Consider the following 18,122-nt stretch of genomic DNA (forward strand, 5'->3'; position numbering starts at 1 on the left):
CGTGCCTCATTACGACCTGGTCATCATCGGCAGCGGCTCGGGCAACTCGATCATCGACGAGCGGTTCGACGACTGGAACATCGCGATCGTGGAGAAGGGCGTCTTCGGCGGCACCTGCCTCAACGTCGGTTGCATCCCGACCAAGATGTTCGTGCACCCCGCCGAACTCGCCAGCAGCCCCAAGGCCGCGGCCAAGCTGGGTGTCGACCTCGAACTGCACGGGGTGCGCTGGGCCGAGGTGCGCGATCGCGTCTTCGGCCGGATCGACCCGATCGCGGCCGGTGGTCAGCGCTACCGCGCGGAGGAGTGCCCCAACGTCACCGTTTATACCGGTGCGGCCAAGTTCACCGGGCCCAAGCAGCTGGACACCGGCACCGGGGTGACCATCACCGCGGACCGGTTCGTCATCGCGGCTGGCAGCCGGCCGGTGGTGCCCTCGGTGGCCGGGATCGACGAGGTCGGCTACCACACCAACGAGACCGTGATGCGGCTGGAAGAGCTGCCCGCGCGGATGGTGATCCTCGGCGGTGGGTTCGTGGCCACCGAGTTCGCGCACGTGTTCAGCTCCTTCGGCGTGCAGGTCACCGTGGTCAACCGGTCCGGGGCGTTGCTGCGGGCCGAGGACGCCGACGTGTCCGCGCGGTTCACCGAGCTGGTCAGCCAGCGCTGGGACGTGCGGCTCAACCGCAAGGCGCTGCGCGCGGAGCGGGTGGACGGCGTGGTCCGGCTGCACCTGGAAGGGCCAGAGGGCGCCGAGGTGGTGGAGGCCGAGGAGCTGCTGGTCGCGGCCGGGCGGATCCCGAACGCGCAGCTGCTGGAGGTCGAGGCGACCGGGGTGGGCACGCACGCGGACGGCCGGATCGTGGTCGACGAGCACCAGCGCACCGAGGTCGAGGGCATCTTCGCCCTGGGCGATGTCAGCTCGCCGCACCAGCTCAAGCACGTGGCCAACCACGAGGCGAAGATCGTCCAGCACAACCTGCTGCACCCGGAGTCGCCGCGGAGGACCGACCACCGGTTCGTGCCGCACGCGGTGTTCTCCTCGCCGCAGGTGGCCTCGGTCGGGCTGACCGAGGACCAGGCCAAGGCGGCCGGACTCGCGCACGTGGCGGTCACCCAGGAGTACGCGGGCATCGCCTACGGCTGGGCGATGGAGGACACCACCGGGTTCTGCAAGCTCATCGCGGACCCGGTCACCGGGCAGCTGCTGGGCGCGCACATCATCGGCCCGCAGGCCTCCACGCTGATCCAGCCGCTGATCCAGGCCATGCACTTCGGGCTGGACGCGCGGACCATGGCACGCGGGCAGTACTGGATCCACCCGGCCATGCCGGAGCTGATCGAGAACGCGCTGCTGAAGATCTGATCCTGGCCGGCTGACCTGTCCGAACCGCCCGCGACTGTGGACTTCGCACCACTGTCGCTGGCGGTTTCGGGTGGGCAGGGTGGGCGGCATGCCCTTTCGCGTCGACTTCGCGCCCACGGCGACCGACGAGGCCGAGCAGGTGTTGCGCACCCTGTTCGGACCGGACAGCCCGCCGGATCCGTACCCGCTGTTCGCCCGGCTGCGCGAGCTGGCCCCGGTGCACCGGAGTCCGGCGCTGGGCGCGGTGGTGCTGACCCGGTTCGCCGACTGCGGGCGGGTGCTCGGCGACACCGCGAACTTCCGGGTGGTGGACGCGGCCTGGCGGGACGAGCACACCCCGGACTGGCGGGACTCCAACGCGCAGGTGTTCCTGTCCGCGCTGCTGGCCTGGCGCAACCCGCCCGAGCACACCCGGCTGCGGCGGCTGCTGACCAGGGACTTCACCGTGCGGCGGGTGGAGGCGCTGCGCCCGGCGGTGCGGCGGTGCGTGGACGCGGCGCTGGACCGGCTGGCCGCCGACGGCGCGGGCGCGGACCTGGTGGACACGGTGCTGTACCCGGTGACGATGACCGTGATCAGCGAGCTGATCGGCGTGCCGGAGGCGGACCGGCCACGGTTCCGGGAGCTGGTCGACGCGGTGGGCCGGTTCCTCGACCCGCAGGCCGACGCGGCGACCAAGGCCCGCGGCGACGCGGCCGCGCTCGAGTACCGGGCCTACTTCCAGCGGCTGATCGAGGCGCGGCGGCGGGAACCGAGGGACGACCTGGCCTCGGCGTTGCTGGCCAAGCGAGCGGCCGACCCGGACCAGCTCGGCGACGAGGAGCTGGTCGACTCGCTGATCGTGCTCTTCGGCGGCGGTTTCGAGACCACGGCCGGGGTGCTCGGCAACGGCCTGGAGGTGCTGTTGCGGGACCGGGTGCAGTGGGCGCGGCTGGTCGCGGATCCGGAGCTGGCCGATTCGGCGGTGGAGGAGCTGGTGCGCTGGGACACCGCTGGTCAGCTCGGGCAGCGGGTCGCGGTGGCCGAGGCCGAGGTCGGCGGGCTGACCGTGCACGCCGGTGAGTCGGTGATGATCCTGACCGGGGCGGCCAACCGGGATCCGGCCCGGTTCGCCGAGCCGGACCGGTTCGACATCGGCCGGGCCGATGGCCGCTCGCTGTCCTTCGGGCACGGCATCCACCTGTGCCTGGGCGCGGCGCTGGCCCGGCTGGAGATGACCACCCTGCTGGGTGCGCTGGTGGCGCGGTTCCCGGAGTTGCGGCTGAGCGGACCGGCGGTCCGCAGGCCCACGGTGGCGTTGCGCGGGCTCAGCGGACTGCCGGTCCGGTTCTAGACGTAGCGCGGGCGGCCGGCCAGGTAGCCGATCAGCAGCTGGATGGTCATGGCGAGGAGCACCAGCAGCAGCGAGGCGGTCCAGCCGCCGGTCCAGCCGTGCAGCATGCCGACGCCGAACGGGCCGATCGCGGCGATCAGGTAGCCAAGGCTCTGCGCCATCGCGGACAGCTCGGCGGTGTCGGCCACGGTGCGCGAGCGCAGCGTGATGAAGGTCAGCGCGAGCGGGAACAGCCCGCCCATGCCGACGCCGAGCAGCACCACCCAGAGCACCGGGGACAGCGTGGGCAGGAACAGCAGGCCCAGCACGCCCAGCAGCGAGGTCGCGGTCATGCCGACCGCCCAGCCGGACTGCGCACGACGGCGGGTGACCAGCGGCGGGATGATCAGCGCGGCGGGCACGCCGATGACCATCAGCGCGCCGAGCATGACGCCCGCGGTGGTCGGGTCGACGCCGCCGACGTCACGCAGGATCTCCGGCAGCCAGCCCATCCAGGTGTAGGCGACCAGCGACTGGATGCCGAAGAAGCCGGTGACGGCCCAGGCCAGCCGGTTGCGGTAGAGGCTGGTGGTGCGCCCGGCGGCCGCGGTGGTGGACGCGGCGGCCGGGGCGGTGGCGGCCGGGGCGGTGGCGGGGGCGATCACGTCCGGGGTCGCGGCGGCGGCCGGGTCGGTGGCCTGGGCAGCCTGTTCCTCGGCGTCGTGGGCCAGGGCGGCGGTTTCCAGGGGCTGGGCGCGGCGGCGGGCCACCGCCCAGACGATCAGGGCGACCACCGCGAGACCGGCCCACAGGCCGACCGCGAGCCGCCAGCCGCCGACCCAGCGTTCCAGCGGGGCGGTGAAGGCCGCGGCCGCGGCGCCACCGGCGGAGAGGGCGGCGCTGTAGACGCCCATGACGAAGCCGAGGCGGCCGGGGAAGGACTCCTTGACGACCACCGGGATCAGCACGTTGGCCACCGCGATCGAGGAGCAGGCGGCGAGCGTGCCGCCGAGCAGGACCGCTGGTCCGTCCAGCACCCGCAGCGCGAGTCCCAGCCCGAGCAGGCCCAGCGCGAAACCGACGACGCGGAGGGCGCCGAATCGTCGCGCAAGCGTTGGCGCGACGAGACCGGCGAAACCGAAACACACCGTAGGCACAGCCGTGACCGCGCTGACCCAGACTGCCGAGACGCCCAAAGAATCACGGACCTCGGCCAGCACGGCGGCGAGGCTGGTCACGGCAGGACGGAGGTTCAGCGCGGCGAGCACGATTCCGACAATCAACAGCAGGCTGCCGCCGACGACCGTAGCTGCACGGGAGCGGTCGGAGATGGCAGTCTGATCCGTTGACCGGATGTCGTCAGGGAGGGTCGGCGTCACGGTCACGCAAGTACTATAGGCAAACATGGGATGTCCGGATGAAAGGATGAGACTGTGCCGTTGGCCACTACCCGACGCACCGGCCTCGTCGAGCAGGTGATCGACCAGATGCGCACGCTGGTGACCAGCGGCGAATGGCCGATCGGGCGGCGGATTCCCGCCGAGCCCGAGCTTGTGACGGCGCTGGGCGTGGGCAGGAACACCGTCCGGGAGGCGGTCAGGGCGCTGGCGCACGCGGGATTGCTGGAGGTGCGGCAGGGCGACGGCACGTTCGTGCGCGCGACCAGTGAACTGTCGGGCGCGGTGCGCAGGCTGTGCGACGCCGAACTCCGCGATGTGCTGGAGGTGCGGCACGCGCTGGAGGTCGAGGGAGCGCGACTGGCCGCGGTCCGCCGCAGCGAGGAGGACCTGCGCAGGCTGACCGAGACCCTGGCCGAACGCGATGCGGCCCTGGCCGCCGGTGAATGGGACCGGATGGTGGTCACTGACACCGCCTTCCACCTGATGCTCGTCGAATGCTCGCAGAACCCGGTGCTCACCGAGCTGTACCGCGGGTTCACCGAGGCGGTGAAGGCCAGCGTCGCGACCACGGTTGATTCCGAGGCCGAGAGCGACCGGCACATCTCCCACCAGGACCTGCTGGCGGCGGTCCGGGACCGGGACTCCGAACGGGCGGCCCGCGAGGCGGGCGGCTTCATCGAGGAACTGCTCTCCACCCTCGGTTCTGCCGAGCACTGAGGTCGCGCGCCCCTTCGGCGATCCGGGTCCGGGACGGGGCCGGGTCACCGAGGGGGCGATTCGGGCCTACCGGGTGCGCAGCCGGGCCTCGCGGGCGTCCAGGTCCGCGTTGAGCCGGGCGACCAGGCGGGCCAGGTCGCGCTGGTCCTGTTCGGGCCAGTCGGCCAGTACGCCGTGCAGCCAGGCGGCTCGGTCGGCCTGGACGATGGCGACCCGATGCCTGCCCTCGTCGGTGACCTGCAGCGGCTGGGTGCGTGCGTTCGGCGGGTTGTCGACCACCCGGACCAGGCCGCCGCCGGTGAGCTTGGCCACATGCCTGCTGGCGGTGGACTTGTCCACGTTGAACATCCGGGACAGCTCGCCCACGGTCAGCTCGGGGCGTGCGGTGATCACCGCGAGGTATGGGTACGTGGTCTGATCCAGGCCTACGACCTCGGGATACCTGGTGGTCCAGAACCGCCAGAAGGCCTTGCGGGTGAACACGGTCAGCTCGTGTTCCAGCGCGGTGGTCAGCTCGCTGTCCGGTGTCGTCGGTTCGGCCCGGTTCGTCACGAAACCACCCTTCCACCTGTAGGTCCGGAACACCAGACAGACAGTTGCGCGACGCAACCATCGGGTTTACCGTCGGAGACATCCCACCAATTTCAGCGATGAAGGGGGATCTCATGTGTGGAATCGCCGGCTGGATCGGCTACCAGCGCGACCTGACCCAGGAACACGACACCGCCGCCGCGATGACCGAGACCATGGCCTGCCGCGGCCCCGATGACTCCGGGCTCTGGCTGGATCGGCACGCCGCCATCGGCCAGCGCAGGCTGGCCATCATCGACCTCGAAGGCGGCCGCCAGCCGATGGTGGCCGAACAGGACGGCCGCACCGCCGCGGTGCTGACCTACAGCGGCGAGGTCTACAACTTCCGCGAGCTGCGGGCCGAACTCCAGCGCCGCGGCCACCACTTCCGCACCGCCAGCGACACCGAGGTGGTGCTCAACGCCTACCTGGAATGGGGCCCGTCGCTGGTCGACCGGCTCAACGGCATGTACGCCTTCGCCATCTGGGACGCCCGCAGCGAGGAACTGCTGCTGGTGCGCGACCGGATGGGCATCAAGCCGCTCTACTACTACCCCACCGCCGACGGCGTGCTCTTCGGCTCCGAACCCAAGGCCATCCTGGCCAACCCCCTCGCCGAGGCGGTGCTGGACGCGGACGGGCTGCGCGAGGCGCTCGCCTTCGTCAAGACGCCCGAACTGGGCATCCTGCGCGGGCTGTTCGAGGTGCGGCCGGGGTCGGTGGTCACGGTGTCCCGCAAGGGGATCGCCAAGTCCCGGTACTGGCAGCTGGAAGCCACCGAGCACACCGACGACCTGGACACCACCGTCAGCACCGTGCGCGAGTTGCTGGAGGACATCGTCGAGCGGCAGCTCATCGCGGACGTGCCGCTGTGCACGCTGCTCTCCGGCGGCCTGGACTCCAGCGCGCTGACCGCGCTGGCCGCCAAGGCGCTGACCGCGCAGGGCGCCGGGCCGGTGCGCTCGTTCTCCATCGATTTCGCCGGGTACACCGACAACTTCCACGCCGACGCCTTCCGGGACAGCCCGGACGCGCCGTTCGTGGCCGAGGTGGCCGCGCACGTGGCCGCCGACCACACCAACATCGTGCTGGACAACGACGATCTGATGGACCCGGCGGTCCGCGCGGCCGCCCTGCACGCACGGGACCTGCCCAACGGCATGGGCGAGATGGACTTCTCGCTGTACTTGCTGTTCAAGGCGATCCGCGGCCGCTCGACGGTGGCGCTGTCCGGGGAGTCCGCGGATGAGGTCTTCGGCGGCTACAAGTGGTTCCACGACCCGGCCGCGGTCAACGCGGACACCTTCCCGTGGATCGCCGCGCGGGCGCACAGCCGGACCGAGTCGGTCTTCGCCGGGCTGGCCCAACGGCTCCAGCTGGGCGACTACGTGCAGGGGCGCTACCGGGAGGCGCTCGCCGAGGCGCCGCGGCTGGCCGGGGAGACCGGGCTGGAGGCGCGGATGCGCGAGCTGAGCTACCTGAACCTGACCCGGTTCGTGAACAACCTGCTGGATCGCAAGGACCGGATAAGCATGGCCGTGGGCCTTGAGGTGCGGGTGCCCTTCTGCGATCACCGCCTGGTGCAGTACGTGTTCAACGCGCCGTGGGCGATGAAGACCTTCGACGGCAAGGAGAAAAGCCTGCTGCGCGCGGCCACCGCGGACGTGCTGCCGCAGTCGGTGGTGCAGCGCAAGAAGAGCCCGTACCCCTCCACCCAGGACGCGGGCTATGAGAAGGCGCTGCGCGAGGAGCTGGCCACGGTGATCACCGACACCGCCGCGCCGGTGTGCGAACTGGTGCCGCGCAAGGACATCCAGCTGCTGCTGGACTCGCCGCTGAACGCGGTGGGCTCGGACTCGGCGACCCGGCGAACGGTGGAATCGTTGCTGGGCCTGAACCGGTGGATCCTGGACTACGACGTCCGGGTGGCCGTGTAGCAGTCGTAGAGCTGCCCTGTTCCTGGGACCAGCGCGCAGTTCGCGGTGACCCAGGACAGGGCCTGGTTGACCACGGTCGCGCCGGTGCCGGTGGTACCGCCGAACTGGCGCACCGTGGACTCGCCGCTGGTCCAGACGAACCGCAACTGTCCACTGTGGACGTAGTTCTGGAGCTGGGTCGCGGTGGGTGCGGGGTCGTTGCCGTTGAAGCCGCCGATGGCCATTACCGGCAGGCCGGTGTCCAGGATGACCGGGGCGGCCACCAGCGCGCCGACCACGGCCAGCGCCCAGCGTTGATTCCGGTACTCGGCCTGGATGTGGTTGAGGGCGGCGGTGTCCGGGCCGTCCGCTTCGCCGAAGCCGCCGGGGCGGGCGGTGGCAGTGGTGGCGGGCTGGGCGATCGGGAAGGTCACCGAGGTGGTCGTGGTCAGCGGGGTGATCGCGTAGGCGGCGGGTCCGGCCAGGGCGGCCACGAGTCCGGCGGTGAGTGCGAGGGCCGTGGTGCGGCGGGTGAGTCGCTTGCCCAGCAACGGGATGGCCAGGGTGATCGCGGCGGCCAGGGCGAGCAAGACCACGGTGATCGGCAGCCAGGGCAGGTAGGCGGGGGTGCGGCCGAGCAGGGTCGCGGCCCAGAACCCGGTCAGGGCCAGGGAGACCGGGAGCAGCCAGGCCCAGTGCGAGCGGGTTTGGTGCAGGCGCCACAGCGCGGTCCCGCCAAGGCCGAGGACGACGGCGAGGGGTGGGGCGAGCGCGACCGTGTAATAGGTGTGCCAGATCCCGGCGGCGGTGGAGAAGACGACGACGGTGGTGAGCAGCCAGCCGCCCCACAGCACGAGTTCGGCGCGGTGGCGGCGCAGCACGAACGCGGCGAGCAGGCCGGCCAGGGCGAGTGGGAACAGCCAGGCGATCTGGCCGCCGACCTCGCCGGTGAGCAGCCGGTCCCAGCCACTGGCGTTGCCCGCGCCGCCTCCGCCGACGGTCAGGCCGGGTGAGCCGACCCGGTTCTGCCCGAACAGGCGGCCCAATCCGTTGTAGCCGAACAACAACTCGCTGACCGTGTTGTCGGTGCTGCTGCCGATGTAGGGGCGGTCGGCGGGGGCGATGGCGTCCACGGCGAGCAGCCAGGACAGGCTCACGCCGAGCAGGACGACACCGGCAAGGGCGAGGCGGAGGAGTTTGCGCCACCACGGGCCGGTGACGCCGATCAGGTAGGCGGCCGCGGCGGCGGGGACGAGCAGGTAGGCCTGGAGCATCTTGGTGTTGAAGGCGAGTCCGATGGCCAGGGCGCTGGCGAGCAGGGGTAGCAGGCGGCCGGAGCGGAGGGCGTTGGACAGTGCCCAGGCGGCGAGGGTGAGCAGCAGGACGAGCAGGGTGTCCGGGTTGTTGTGGCGGGTGACCGCGACCGTCACCGGGGTCAGGGTTAGGGCCAGGGCGGCCAGGATCCCAGCGGTGGGGCCGAAAGAGCGTTTGGTGACGTGGTGGACGATGGCGACGGCGGCGATTCCGGCCAGTGCCTGGGGTAGCAGGATGCTCCAGCCGGAGAAGCCGAACACCCTGGCGGACAACGCCTGCACCCACAGGGCCAGTGGTGGTTTGTCGACGGTGATGAAGTTGCCGGCGTCCAGGGAGCCGTAGAAGAAGGCCGACCAGGACTTGGTGGCGCTGAGCACGGCCGCCGAGTAGTAGGTGTTGGCGTAGCCGTTGGCGGACAGGCCCCAGGTGTAGAGCACCGCGGCCAGTCCCAGCACCGCCGCGAGGGCGGGCCGGGACCAGCGTGCGGTCGCGGGCTCCGGGACGACGGTGGAGGCGCTCACGGGGTTGAGGCTGGCCGCCGTTGCTGGGAGTTGGGTGGGAGCCCGCTGGGAGTCAGCCCAGACCCGGGTCGAAGGCGGCGTGTTCGGCCGCGCCGTACACGATCCGGCCGCCGACCACGGTGAGCACCGAGGTGATCGCCGGGATGCGTGGCGCGGGCACGGTGAGGTAGTCCTCGGACAGCACCGCCAGGTCGGCGAGCTTTCCCGGGGCGAGGCTGCCCTTGACCTGTTGTTCGCCGGTGAACCAGGCGCTGCCCACGGTCAGCCTGCGCAGCGCGTCCTCGCGGGAGAGCCGGGAGTCCGGGCCGAGCACGGTGTGCCCGCCGACGGTGCGGCCGGTGTGCAGCCAGTGCAGGGCCTGCCAGACGTTGTCGCTGGCCACCCTGGTCGCGTCGGTGCCGAGGCCGACCGGGATCCCGGCCCGCAGCATCCGGTTGACCGGCAGCGCGTCGCGGGTGGCGGCCGCGCCGTAGCGCTGGGCGAACGCCTCGCCCTGGAAGGCCAGCCGGTGCTGGATGGCGATGCCACCGCCGAGGGCGGCCACCCGGTCGATATTGCGTGGCGAGATGGTCTCGGCGTGGTCGAGCACGAACCGGGTGCCGGGGGTGTGCACGCGTTCGATGACGTCCAGGAACCGGCTGATCGACTCGTCGTAGGTGGCGTGCAGCCGGAACGGCCAGCGTTGCCCGGCCAGGAACTCCAGGACCTTGGCCAGTTCGGATTCCATGGTCGCGGGCAGGTCGGGGCGGGGCTGGAAGAAGGTCTCGTAGTCGCTGGCCGAGTAGACGAGCAGCTCGCCCGCGCCGATCATCCGCAGGAAGTCGTCGCCCGCGCCGGGGTGGGTGAGCTTGGCCATCCGCTGGTAGTCGGCGAGTTCGGCGCCGGGTTGCTGGGTGAAGACGTGGTAGCCGATCCGCACGGTGAGCCTGTTCTCCGCGTGCAGCCGGTCCACCACCGAATAATCCTCCGGAAACCGTTGCCCGCCACCGCCGGCGTCGTTCGCGCTGGTCACGCCGCGGACGTTGAGGTGGCGCAGGTAGGCGCGGGTGGAGCGGTACTGGCTGTCCGGGTCGAGCTTGGGCAGTTTGGCCAGGGTGGCGTAGAGCAGGGTGGCGTTGGGATTGGCGATCAGCAGGCCGGTCGGGTTGCCCGCGGCGTCGCGCTGGATCTGGGAGCCGGGTGGTTCCGGGGTGTTCTTGTCGAAGCCGAGCACCCGCAGCGCGGTCTGGTTGAGCAGGGCGCGGTCGTAGAGGTGCAGCAGGAACACCGGGGTGTCCGGCACGGCCGCGTTCAGCTCGGCCAGGGTGGGCAGCCGCTGTTCGGCGAACTGGAACTGGCTGAACCCGCCGACCACCCGGATCCACTGGCCTGCCGGGGTGCGGGCGGCCTCGGCACGCAGGATCCGCAGCGCGTCGGCGACCGAGCGGACCCCGGCCAGGGAGAGTTCGTTGGTGTAGCTCAGGCCCTGGCGGGTGATGTGGGTGTGCGAGTCGTTGAGGCCGGGCACCACCCGGCGGCCGCGCAGGTCGAGCACCCGGGTGCGCGGGCCGATGTGGGTGGCGGCGTCCGCGCCGACGGCCAGGACGCGGCCGTCGCGGATGGCCAGTGCGCCGGCGCGGGGGCGGTTGGGGTCGAGGGTGGTGATTTTTCCGTTGCGCAGCACCAGGTCGGCGGGGGCGCCGGGGGCAGGGCGGGCGCTGGCGGTGGCCGGGCCGAGGGTACTGGCGAGGGTGACTGCCGCCGCGACGCCGAGTCCGGCGGTGAGGGCCTGTCGGCGGGTGAGTTCGTGTTCGGACACAGGGAATTCCTCGGCTCAGGTGAGGGGCAGGGTGGTGACGCCGAAGGGCAGGACCGGCGGGTTGGGGCCGGTCACGGCGGCGGGGCTGCCCTTGGAGTCGAACTGGGCGTTGACCACGAGGAGCCGGTTGCCGTGCCGGACGACGCCGGTCGGGAAGCGGAGACTCGGGTCGCCTAGGTGGCCGGTCAGGGTGGCCGAGGCGTAGTCGGCGGCGAAGTGCAGCACGGCCACGTTGCGCGGCAGGTTCTGTGCGGCGTACAGGGTGCGGCCGGTGAGGAAGAGGCCGTCCTGGGTTTCCAGGGCGCCCGGCGGCGTGGCGATCTTGACGACGTGCTTAGTAGCAAGGGTGATCCGGTAGAGGGCGTTCTCGTTGCGCTTGGACACGATCAGGTGCCGACCGTCCGAAGTGGACACGATGCCGTTGACGTTGATCCCGGCCGCGCCCGCGCCGGTGGTGTAGGTGAGCGGGGTGCCGGTGAAGTCGAGGAACTTCTCCAGCCGGTAGCCGTCCCCGGTGCGCTGGATCCGGTACAGCCACGGGTTGATCGAGTCGGTGACGTAGTAGCCGCCGCCGGGGTGCACGGTGAGGTCGTTGAGGAAGGTGCTGGGCTCGCCGTTGTGCAGGGTGGTCACCAGGCGGGCGGTGCGGGTGTCGTAGACGTGCACCTTGCCGGTCTGGCGGCCGAGCACGATCAGCCGGTCGCCGTCCAGGGCCAGGCCGTTGGCGATGGTGCGGCCGTCCGCGCCCGCCGGGGAGAACACGGTGACCTCGGGACTGCCGACCCTGCCGCGGAAGAGGGTGCCGTCCTTGACCGAGCCGACGTAGTAGACGCCGGTGCGCTGATCGACCGCGATGCTCTCCGGGAAGACCTCGTTGCCGGGCAGGGCGGTCAAGGTACTCCGCGGTGGCGCGGCCGAAGCCGTCGGCGTGAGCATCGACAGGGAACCGATAACCAGGGCGGCGATGGTCCGACGAAGCATCGAATCTCCTTGGGGGACAGGAAGTTCTGTGCCTCCGAGTCAATCGTCCCGGTGCGCTCCGGGCCATCTCGATGCGTTGGTCGACCCATCAGGAAACTTACGGTGTCCAGGGTCACCCATCTACGCTGTTGCTATGTCCACCCGGGCCGAACTCGTGGCGCTGCGCTCCTTCCTCGCCGTCTACCGCACCGGCGGGGTGTCCAAGGCCGCGGACGCGCTGGCGCTGTCCCAGCCCTCGGTCTCGCACCACCTGCGCACGGTGGAGGCGGTGGCCGGACGGCCGTTGTTCGTCAAGGCCGGGCGGGGCATCGAGCCCACCGAGGCCGGGCACGCACTGGCCGCGGAGATCGCCGACCACATCGACGCGCTGGAACGCGCGGTGGACGCGTTGCGCCCGACCGGGGACGGGCAGGCGGCGATGGTGTTCCTGGGCGCCCCGCACGACGCGCTGGCCGCGCTGGTGGTGCCCGCACTGCCGCCGGTGCTGGCCAGCGGGCTGCTGGTGCGCTGCCGGACCGGGCTGGCCGCCGAACTGGTGCCAGCGGTGCTGCGGGACGAGCTGGACATCGCGGTGCTCACCCAGGTCGGCGGCGCGCCCACCCGCAAGCTGTACCTGGTGCACTTCCTGGACGAGGAGTTCGTGCTGGTGGGCCGGGCCGGGGAGCCGCCGTACGACCCGCGGCAGGACAGCAGGCCCTTCGCCGGGTACGCCGAGGAGATGCCGATGGCGCGCCGGTACTTCCGGGAATGCTGGGGGCTGCGCCCGCCCGCGCCCGCGCTGACCGTGCCGGATGTGCGCGCGGTGGCCGCCGCGGTGCGGGCCGGGGCCGGACTAGCGGTGCTGCCGCGCTACTTCGTCGAGGACGACCTGGCCGCCGGGGTGCTCACCGTGCTGCACCACCCGGCCAAGCCGGTGACCAACTCGATCCACCTGGCCACCCGGCGCGGCCGGGAGAACCTGCCGAGGATCCGGGCGGTGTTCACCGCGTTGCTGCGCTGAAGTGCTTGGTGGGCCGAAGTCGTTGCCACACAGGGAAACGGGCGCGGCCGGAGTGCACACGGCCGCGCCCGTTCGACTGGGTTGATCAGTTGCGGTTGATGGTGAAGGTGGAGGTGGTGTTGCGGATGTCGGTGTGGTTGTTCGACAGCCGCAGGTTGGTGAACGTCACCGAGCCGACCGCCGGACCCTGACCGGGTTCGGGCAGTTCGTTGGCCCACAGGGCGAACCCGGACTTGGCGTCGAAGGCGTCACCGCTCTTGCGTGCCCCGGAGATGGAGACGTTGGTGAACACCGTGTCGGTGATCGGGTTCTCCGGCGAGCTGCCGGTGTACTTGGTCTGGAACATGATGCCGCTGTAGGTCGGGTCGATGATGTCCACATCGGACACCCGGATGTTGCGGAAGACCTTGGAGGCGGAGAACACCCAGATGCCGGGGAAGGTCTGGCCGTTCCAGAAATGGCCGCCCGCCCGGACGATGGAGATGTTCTCGAACCTGGTCGGTCCCGGCCCGAACCCGTTCATCGGATAGCCGAAGTCCAGCGAGGAGATGGTGATCCCCGAATAGACCAGGGTGTCGGCCACGTAGATGTTGCGGAAGACGTTGTCGTAGCCGCCGTAGACCGCGATACCGGCCGCCCGCCAGGTCAGCGTGGAGGTCAGGTTCTCGTAGACGTTGTTCCTGATGTCCGCGCCACCGGCGTCGATCGCGGAGAACAACGCGAAGCTGTCGTCGCCGCTGGCCCGGGAATCGTTGTTGACCACGTGGTTGTCGGTGCTGCCGTTGGTCATGTTGATCGCGTCGGCGAACATGTTCCGGATCCGGGAGTTCTTGATGGTGATCCGGTCGGTGTTGGCGCCCCAGTACAGGCACACCATGTGCTCGTTCCAGATGTTGTCGATGACGATGTCGGCGACGTTGCTGAAGTCGAACACCTTGCCGGGTCCGTCGATCCGCGAGGTGTAGTTGCCGAGGTAGGCGAAGTTGGCGAAGGAGGAGCCACCGGCGGTGCCCTCGGCGCGGAAGCCGATATCGGTGTTGTCCTGTGTGGACGGTGCGTGGAACCGGGTGAACCACGGCCCGGCTCCGGTGACCTTGACCGCCTTGCCGTAGACCTGGAACTTGCTGCTGGTCTGGTAGTCACCGGCGGGCAGGTACACCCCGATCAGCGTGCCGGTGGTGTCCATCCGGACCTTGTCCAGCGCGTTCTGCACGTCCTGGTGGCCGAATCCGGTTGGCACCGCGTACTTGGCCGGGTCCGGGTTGGCGATCGGTGCGACCTGCTCGGTGTTGATGAAGTCGATCGCGTAGTTGGTGCTGTTGCCGCCGTCCTTCTGCAGCCTGATCTTGCTGCCGGCCGGGATGGTGCTGCCCAGCTTGAGGTGCGCCTCGTCGTAGATGTGCCGGGGTGAGCCCGCGCCCGGCGAGTTGCCGGGGCTGGCCTCCGCGCCGTAGAGCCAGGAGTACTTGGAGGTCAGGTTCAGTGGCTGGTGCGGCTGGCCGTTGACGTAGACGTTGAGGGTGGCGTCGATGCCGCCGCCACCTGCCGAATCCGGAATGGAGAAGCGGGTCACCAGGGTGTTGGTGGCGGCCCTGGTGGTGAACTCGACGAAGCTGCCGGTGCTGTTGAGGGTGACCGCCCGGCGGCCGGATGCCTCACCGGCGAGGTCGCCGATGGTGCGGTTGGGGCCGACCACGGAGGCGCCGCCACCGGTGACCGCGTCCTCGGCCTCGTACATGTCGTACGGCATGTTGGCGCCGCGGCCGACGAACAGGGCCTGGGTGCTGGTGTTGTTGGCGCGCTTGACCGGCAGCTCGTTGGCGTCGTCGGCGAGCACGACCCGGACCGAGTGCCGTCCGGCCGCGGACGGCCAGCTGCCCAGGTTCACCGGGGCGGTGGTGCTGCCCGGGGTGATCACGCCGTTGTGCGCGCCGGTGAGGGTGCGAACCACGTTTCCGTTGGCGTCCAGCACGTTCAGCGTGATGCCGTGCGCGCCCGAGGCCGAGGCGATGCTGCCCTGGTTGCGGATGGACACCGAGAAGTTGACCGCGGCGCCCGGGGACGGGTTGTTCGGGGTCCAGCTCACCGCGGCGGCGACCAGGTCCGAGCTGGACACCGGGTTGACGACCAGCTGGCTGGCGTTGGTGTGGCTGTTGTCGGTCTCGTTCTGCTCGACGACCTGGTTGTCCTCGTCGACCTTGGCGGTCAACGGGTAGCTGCCCGCGTCGCGCGGTCCGACGTCGGCGGTGACGGTGCTGCTCGCACCGGCGGCCAGCGCGCCGACGGCGGCGGTGCCGACCTTGGTCTCGCCCAGGTAGAAGCCGACGCTGGTGGCGCCCGCGGCGGCACTGCCCGCGTTGCGCACGGTGGCGCTCAGGCGCACCGGATCGGTCTCCACCGGGGTGGCCGGGGTCCAGGAGCTGCCGGTGACGGTCAGGTTGGGGTTCGGCGCGGGCACGCCGAGCACCTGGAACTCGGCGACCTGACCGGCTGGCGCGCCGGTGTTGCCGGTGAAGCGGAGCTGGATGTCCGCGGCCCGGCCGCGGGCGCCGATGGTCACCGTGTTGCCGGTGGCGGGGTCGAAGACGTGTTGTGCGGAGGCGGCCAGCGGGGTGAACGCGCCGCCACCCTGGTCCCGGCCAAGGACTTCCAGGGTCTGGGTGCGGCGGCCCCATGCCGAGCTGGGGTCGAGTTTGAGCACCACCGAGGTGAGATCGGCGTTGGCGCCCAACGACACGGTGAGCGTGTTCGGGTAGCCGCCGCCCTCCCAGTAGGTGCGCACGTCATTGTCGTTGGCGTTGCCCGCGACGAAGGTGTGCACGTGCGAGCTGGCGGTGATCGGCTTGCCCTGGGCCAGGTTGGTGCCGGTGTCGGTGCCGGTGCGGGTGACCGCGTTGCTGTTGGGTGAGGCGTTGCCCGCGGCGTCGCGCGCCCGCACGTGGTAGGTGACGGTGGCGGTCACCGGCTGGGTGTCGGTGTAGGTCAGCACGTTCCCGGCCACGCTGCTGCGCAGGGTGTTGTTGGCGTAGATGTCGTAGCCGGTGACGCCCACGTTGTCGGTGGCCGCGGTCCAGGTCAGCCGGATCTGGTCCACCCCTGGCTGGGTGTAGGCCAGCGCGCCGGGCGCGGTGGGGGCCTGGGTGTCGCCGCTGGTGGGGCCGTAGATCTCGAACTCGGCGAGTTGCGCGGCGGGCCAGGCGGTGTTCGCGGTGATCTCCAGCCGGACATACCGGGTGGTGGTGGCGTTGAAGGTGATGGTCACCGTGTTCTGCGCCTGCGGGCTGAAGGTGTGCGCCCGGCTGGCCAGCAGATCGGTGAAGGTGTTGCCGTTCTCGCTGCCGCGCACGGTGAGGGTCTGCGCGCGGGTCTCCCAGTTCGCCGGGAGTTTGAGCACCAGCCGGTTGACGCTGATCGAGGCGCCCAGATCGGCCTGGATCCATTGTGGGAAGGCGTTGTTGGCGCTTTCCCAGTAGCTGCCCGCGTTGCCGTCACCGGCGTTGGCCGCGGCGTAGTTCTGGTTCTGGCTGCTCGCGCTGAAGGTGGCCGCCGCCGCGATGTCCACTGTGGACGGTGTGGCCCTGCGGACCTCGACCTCGGCCAGCTGCGCGGCCCGGTCGCCGGAGTTGGCGCTGACCTCGAGGCGCAGGTAGCGGGTGGTGGTCGCGGGCAGGTCGATGGTCACCGCGTTGCCGGTGGCCGGGTCGAAGGTGTGCGCGCGGGAGGTGAGCAGGGTGTCGAAGCCGACCCCGTCCCTGCTGCCCTGCACGGCCAGCTGCTGGGTGCGTTTGGCCCAGCCTGCCGGCAGTTTGAGCTTGACCTGGTCGATCACCGACTCACTACCGAGGTCCACCTGGGCCCACTGCGGGAGCGCGGCGCCCGCGCTCTGCCAGTAGGTGCCCTGGTCGCCGTCGGTGAGGGCGCGGGCGGTGTGCGCGGCCTCGGCGCTGCTGGCCGCCACCGGCTGCCGGATCGCGAGATCGGCGGCGGGTGCGGCGGTGGCCACCACGGGGCCACCCAGGATGACCAGGCACAACGTGGTCAATAAGGCGACGGGTCGGGACAGGGAGCGCTGCACTCTCATTGCGGTCCTCTTGTTTCTCATCCCCACGGCAGGGCAGCCAGGGAGGAGGTCATGCGCGGCGTTGCGCAGGAATTCACGGGACTCTGTACGGAATTACCGGTGCAATGTCATGATTTTGCGCGGCGGGAGGCAAGAGTTACAGACGGGCTACGGCCGCGTCAACGGCTCGGCAGGGCTTGGTTCTGGAACGTGACAGCAAACCGCCGAATGGAGCAGCGGCGGGTCAGCGCGCTGTGCGCGAACGGCCGCCCCGCCGCTGGTGTACAACCGTGATCAAGCTCGCGAGACTGCGGCGGGCCGGGTCCGACCACATCGAGGAGTTGCCATGACCGCCGGGGCGCCGGAGACGGACCTGACCGGGTGGCGGCGCGCGCCGTTCACCGCGGCGGGCTCCACCTATGACTGCTACGAGAAGGGCAGCGGCCCCGGTGTGGTGCTGCTGCCGGAGATCCCCGGCATGACGCCCTCGGTGCTGGGCTTCGCCGATCACCTGGTGGACAACGGGTTCACCGTGCTGATCGTGTCCGCCTTCGGCACCCCTGGCGTGCCGGAGAGCACCCGCACCGGACTGCCGGTGGTGGCCAAGGCGTGTGTGTCCGCGGAGTTCCGGGCCTTCGCCACCAACGCGAAACGGCCGTTCAGCGACTACCTGCGCGCGGTCGCCAGGGACCTGGCCGCCCGCACCCCCGGACCCGGCGTCGGCGTGATCGGCATGTGCTTCACCGGCGGGTTCGCGCTGGCCGCCGCGGTGGACGACGTGGTGCTGGCCCCGGTGGGCAGCCAGCCGTCACTGCCACTGCCGCTGGGCGCCAAGCGCAAGGCTGATCCGGGCATGTCGGAGGCGGAGCTGGCCAGGATCGCGGCGCGCACGGTGGAGTCCGGGCTGTGCCTGATGGGGCTGCGGTTCAGCGAGGACTGGATGGCGCCCGGCGAGCGGTTCCAGACGCTGAAGGACCGGCTGGGCGAGGCGTTCCGGGTGGTGGAACTGGACTCGCGGCCGGGGAATCCGGACGGCTTCAAGAAGAACGCGCATTCGGTGCTGACCAGGGAGGTCCGCGAGCGGGACGGGCACGCGGCGCTGGCCGCGCGGGCGCAGGTGGTGGCGTTCCTGCACGAGCGGCTGGGCTGACCCCGGGGTGGTCCGGC

12 protein-coding genes are annotated in these 18,122 nt (G+C 70.8%); 6 read left to right on the plus strand and 6 right to left on the minus strand.

Annotated features, from left to right (window positions below; genetic code table 11):
• Nucleotide 1: 1 nt before the first annotated feature.
• Both HNR67_RS40600 and HNR67_RS40605 read left to right on the plus strand, forming a co-directional pair.
• Nucleotides 2-1,366 carry a mycothione reductase gene (locus HNR67_RS40600; protein ID WP_185008917.1) on the plus strand — a complete coding sequence of 455 codons (1,365 nt, stop codon included), beginning with the start codon at nucleotides 2-4 and terminating at the stop codon, nucleotides 1,364-1,366.
• 88 nt (nucleotides 1,367-1,454) lie between these two features.
• Nucleotides 1,455-2,699, plus strand: coding sequence for a cytochrome P450 (locus tag HNR67_RS40605; RefSeq protein WP_185008919.1), 1,245 nt, complete (start codon nucleotides 1,455-1,457; stop codon nucleotides 2,697-2,699).
• On the opposite strand, the gene HNR67_RS40610 is transcribed toward HNR67_RS40605, so the two are convergent.
• Nucleotides 2,696-4,063, minus strand: a complete 1,368-nt coding sequence (locus HNR67_RS40610) for an MFS transporter (RefSeq protein ID WP_221490217.1) — start codon at nucleotides 4,061-4,063, stop codon at nucleotides 2,696-2,698. The two genes, HNR67_RS40605 and HNR67_RS40610, sit on opposite strands and share 4 nt — an antisense overlap.
• A gap of 48 nt (nucleotides 4,064-4,111) precedes the next feature.
• Here HNR67_RS40610 and HNR67_RS40615 point away from each other — a divergent pair, with 48 nt between their 5' ends.
• A complete protein-coding gene (locus HNR67_RS40615) occupies nucleotides 4,112-4,795 on the plus strand; it encodes a FadR/GntR family transcriptional regulator (protein WP_185008922.1) in 684 nt (227 codons plus the stop codon).
• A gap of 66 nt (nucleotides 4,796-4,861) precedes the next feature.
• Here the strand turns inward: HNR67_RS40615 and HNR67_RS40620 are convergent, their stop codons facing one another.
• The gene (locus tag HNR67_RS40620) at nucleotides 4,862-5,347 is read right to left on the minus strand and encodes a MarR family winged helix-turn-helix transcriptional regulator (protein ID WP_185008923.1); all 486 of its coding nucleotides are present in this window, start codon (nucleotides 5,345-5,347) and stop codon (nucleotides 4,862-4,864) included.
• A 113-nt stretch (nucleotides 5,348-5,460) separates the two neighbouring features.
• On the opposite strand from HNR67_RS40620, the gene asnB reads away from it, so the two are divergent.
• A complete protein-coding gene (gene asnB / locus HNR67_RS40625) occupies nucleotides 5,461-7,302 on the plus strand; it encodes an asparagine synthase (glutamine-hydrolyzing) (protein ID WP_185008925.1) in 1,842 nt (613 codons plus the stop codon).
• Here the strand turns inward: asnB and HNR67_RS40630 are convergent.
• From HNR67_RS40630 to HNR67_RS40640, 3 genes are read right to left on the minus strand one after another with little or no spacing between them, the layout of a single operon-like run.
• On the minus strand, nucleotides 7,278-9,116 hold the full coding sequence (locus HNR67_RS40630; RefSeq protein WP_185008927.1) for a glycosyltransferase family 39 protein: 1,839 nt from the start codon (nucleotides 9,114-9,116) through the stop codon (nucleotides 7,278-7,280). The two genes, asnB and HNR67_RS40630, sit on opposite strands and share 25 nt — an antisense overlap.
• Before the next feature lie 52 nt (nucleotides 9,117-9,168).
• Nucleotides 9,169-10,914, minus strand: coding sequence for an amidohydrolase (locus tag HNR67_RS40635; RefSeq protein WP_185008929.1), 1,746 nt, complete (start codon nucleotides 10,912-10,914; stop codon nucleotides 9,169-9,171).
• A gap of 15 nt (nucleotides 10,915-10,929) precedes the next feature.
• Nucleotides 10,930-11,895 (minus strand): SMP-30/gluconolactonase/LRE family protein, encoded by a 966-nt coding sequence (locus HNR67_RS40640; RefSeq protein ID WP_185008932.1) that lies wholly within the window; start codon nucleotides 11,893-11,895, stop codon nucleotides 10,930-10,932.
• A gap of 133 nt (nucleotides 11,896-12,028) precedes the next feature.
• Between HNR67_RS40640 and HNR67_RS40645 the strand changes: the two genes are divergently transcribed.
• Complete coding sequence (locus HNR67_RS40645) at nucleotides 12,029-12,895, plus strand: LysR family transcriptional regulator (protein ID WP_185008933.1); 867 nt, start codon at nucleotides 12,029-12,031, stop codon at nucleotides 12,893-12,895.
• Nucleotides 12,896-12,980: 85 nt separating this feature from the next.
• Here the strand turns inward: HNR67_RS40645 and HNR67_RS40650 are convergent, their stop codons facing one another.
• On the minus strand, nucleotides 12,981-16,976 hold the full coding sequence (locus tag HNR67_RS40650; RefSeq protein ID WP_185008935.1) for a discoidin domain-containing protein: 3,996 nt from the start codon (nucleotides 16,974-16,976) through the stop codon (nucleotides 12,981-12,983).
• Between the two features lie 325 nt (nucleotides 16,977-17,301).
• On the opposite strand from HNR67_RS40650, the gene HNR67_RS40655 reads away from it, so the two are divergent.
• Entirely contained in the window at nucleotides 17,302-18,105 is an 804-nt protein-coding gene (locus tag HNR67_RS40655) for a dienelactone hydrolase family protein (protein WP_185008937.1), read from the plus strand.
• The last annotated feature ends 17 nt before the right edge of the window (nucleotides 18,106-18,122 follow it).

It is taken from the genome of Crossiella cryophila (genome assembly GCF_014204915.1).
Lineage (GTDB): Bacteria > Actinomycetota > Actinomycetes > Mycobacteriales > Pseudonocardiaceae > Crossiella > Crossiella cryophila.

What these genes read in the sequence shown, in the direction of transcription:
- HNR67_RS40605 (WP_185008919.1), top strand. Translation starts at nt 1,455, where the DNA reads ATGCCCTTTCGCGTCGACTTCGCGCCCACGGCGACCGACGAGGCCGAG.
- asnB (WP_185008925.1), top strand. Translation starts at nt 5,461, where the DNA reads ATGTGTGGAATCGCCGGCTGGATCGGCTACCAGCGCGACCTGACCCAG.
- HNR67_RS40640 (WP_185008932.1), bottom strand. Translation starts at nt 11,895, where the DNA reads ATGCTTCGTCGGACCATCGCCGCCCTGGTTATCGGTTCCCTGTCGATG.
- HNR67_RS40645 (WP_185008933.1), top strand. Translation starts at nt 12,029, where the DNA reads ATGTCCACCCGGGCCGAACTCGTGGCGCTGCGCTCCTTCCTCGCCGTC.
- HNR67_RS40650 (WP_185008935.1), bottom strand. Translation starts at nt 16,976, where the DNA reads ATGAGAGTGCAGCGCTCCCTGTCCCGACCCGTCGCCTTATTGACCACG.
- HNR67_RS40655 (WP_185008937.1), top strand. Translation starts at nt 17,302, where the DNA reads ATGACCGCCGGGGCGCCGGAGACGGACCTGACCGGGTGGCGGCGCGCG.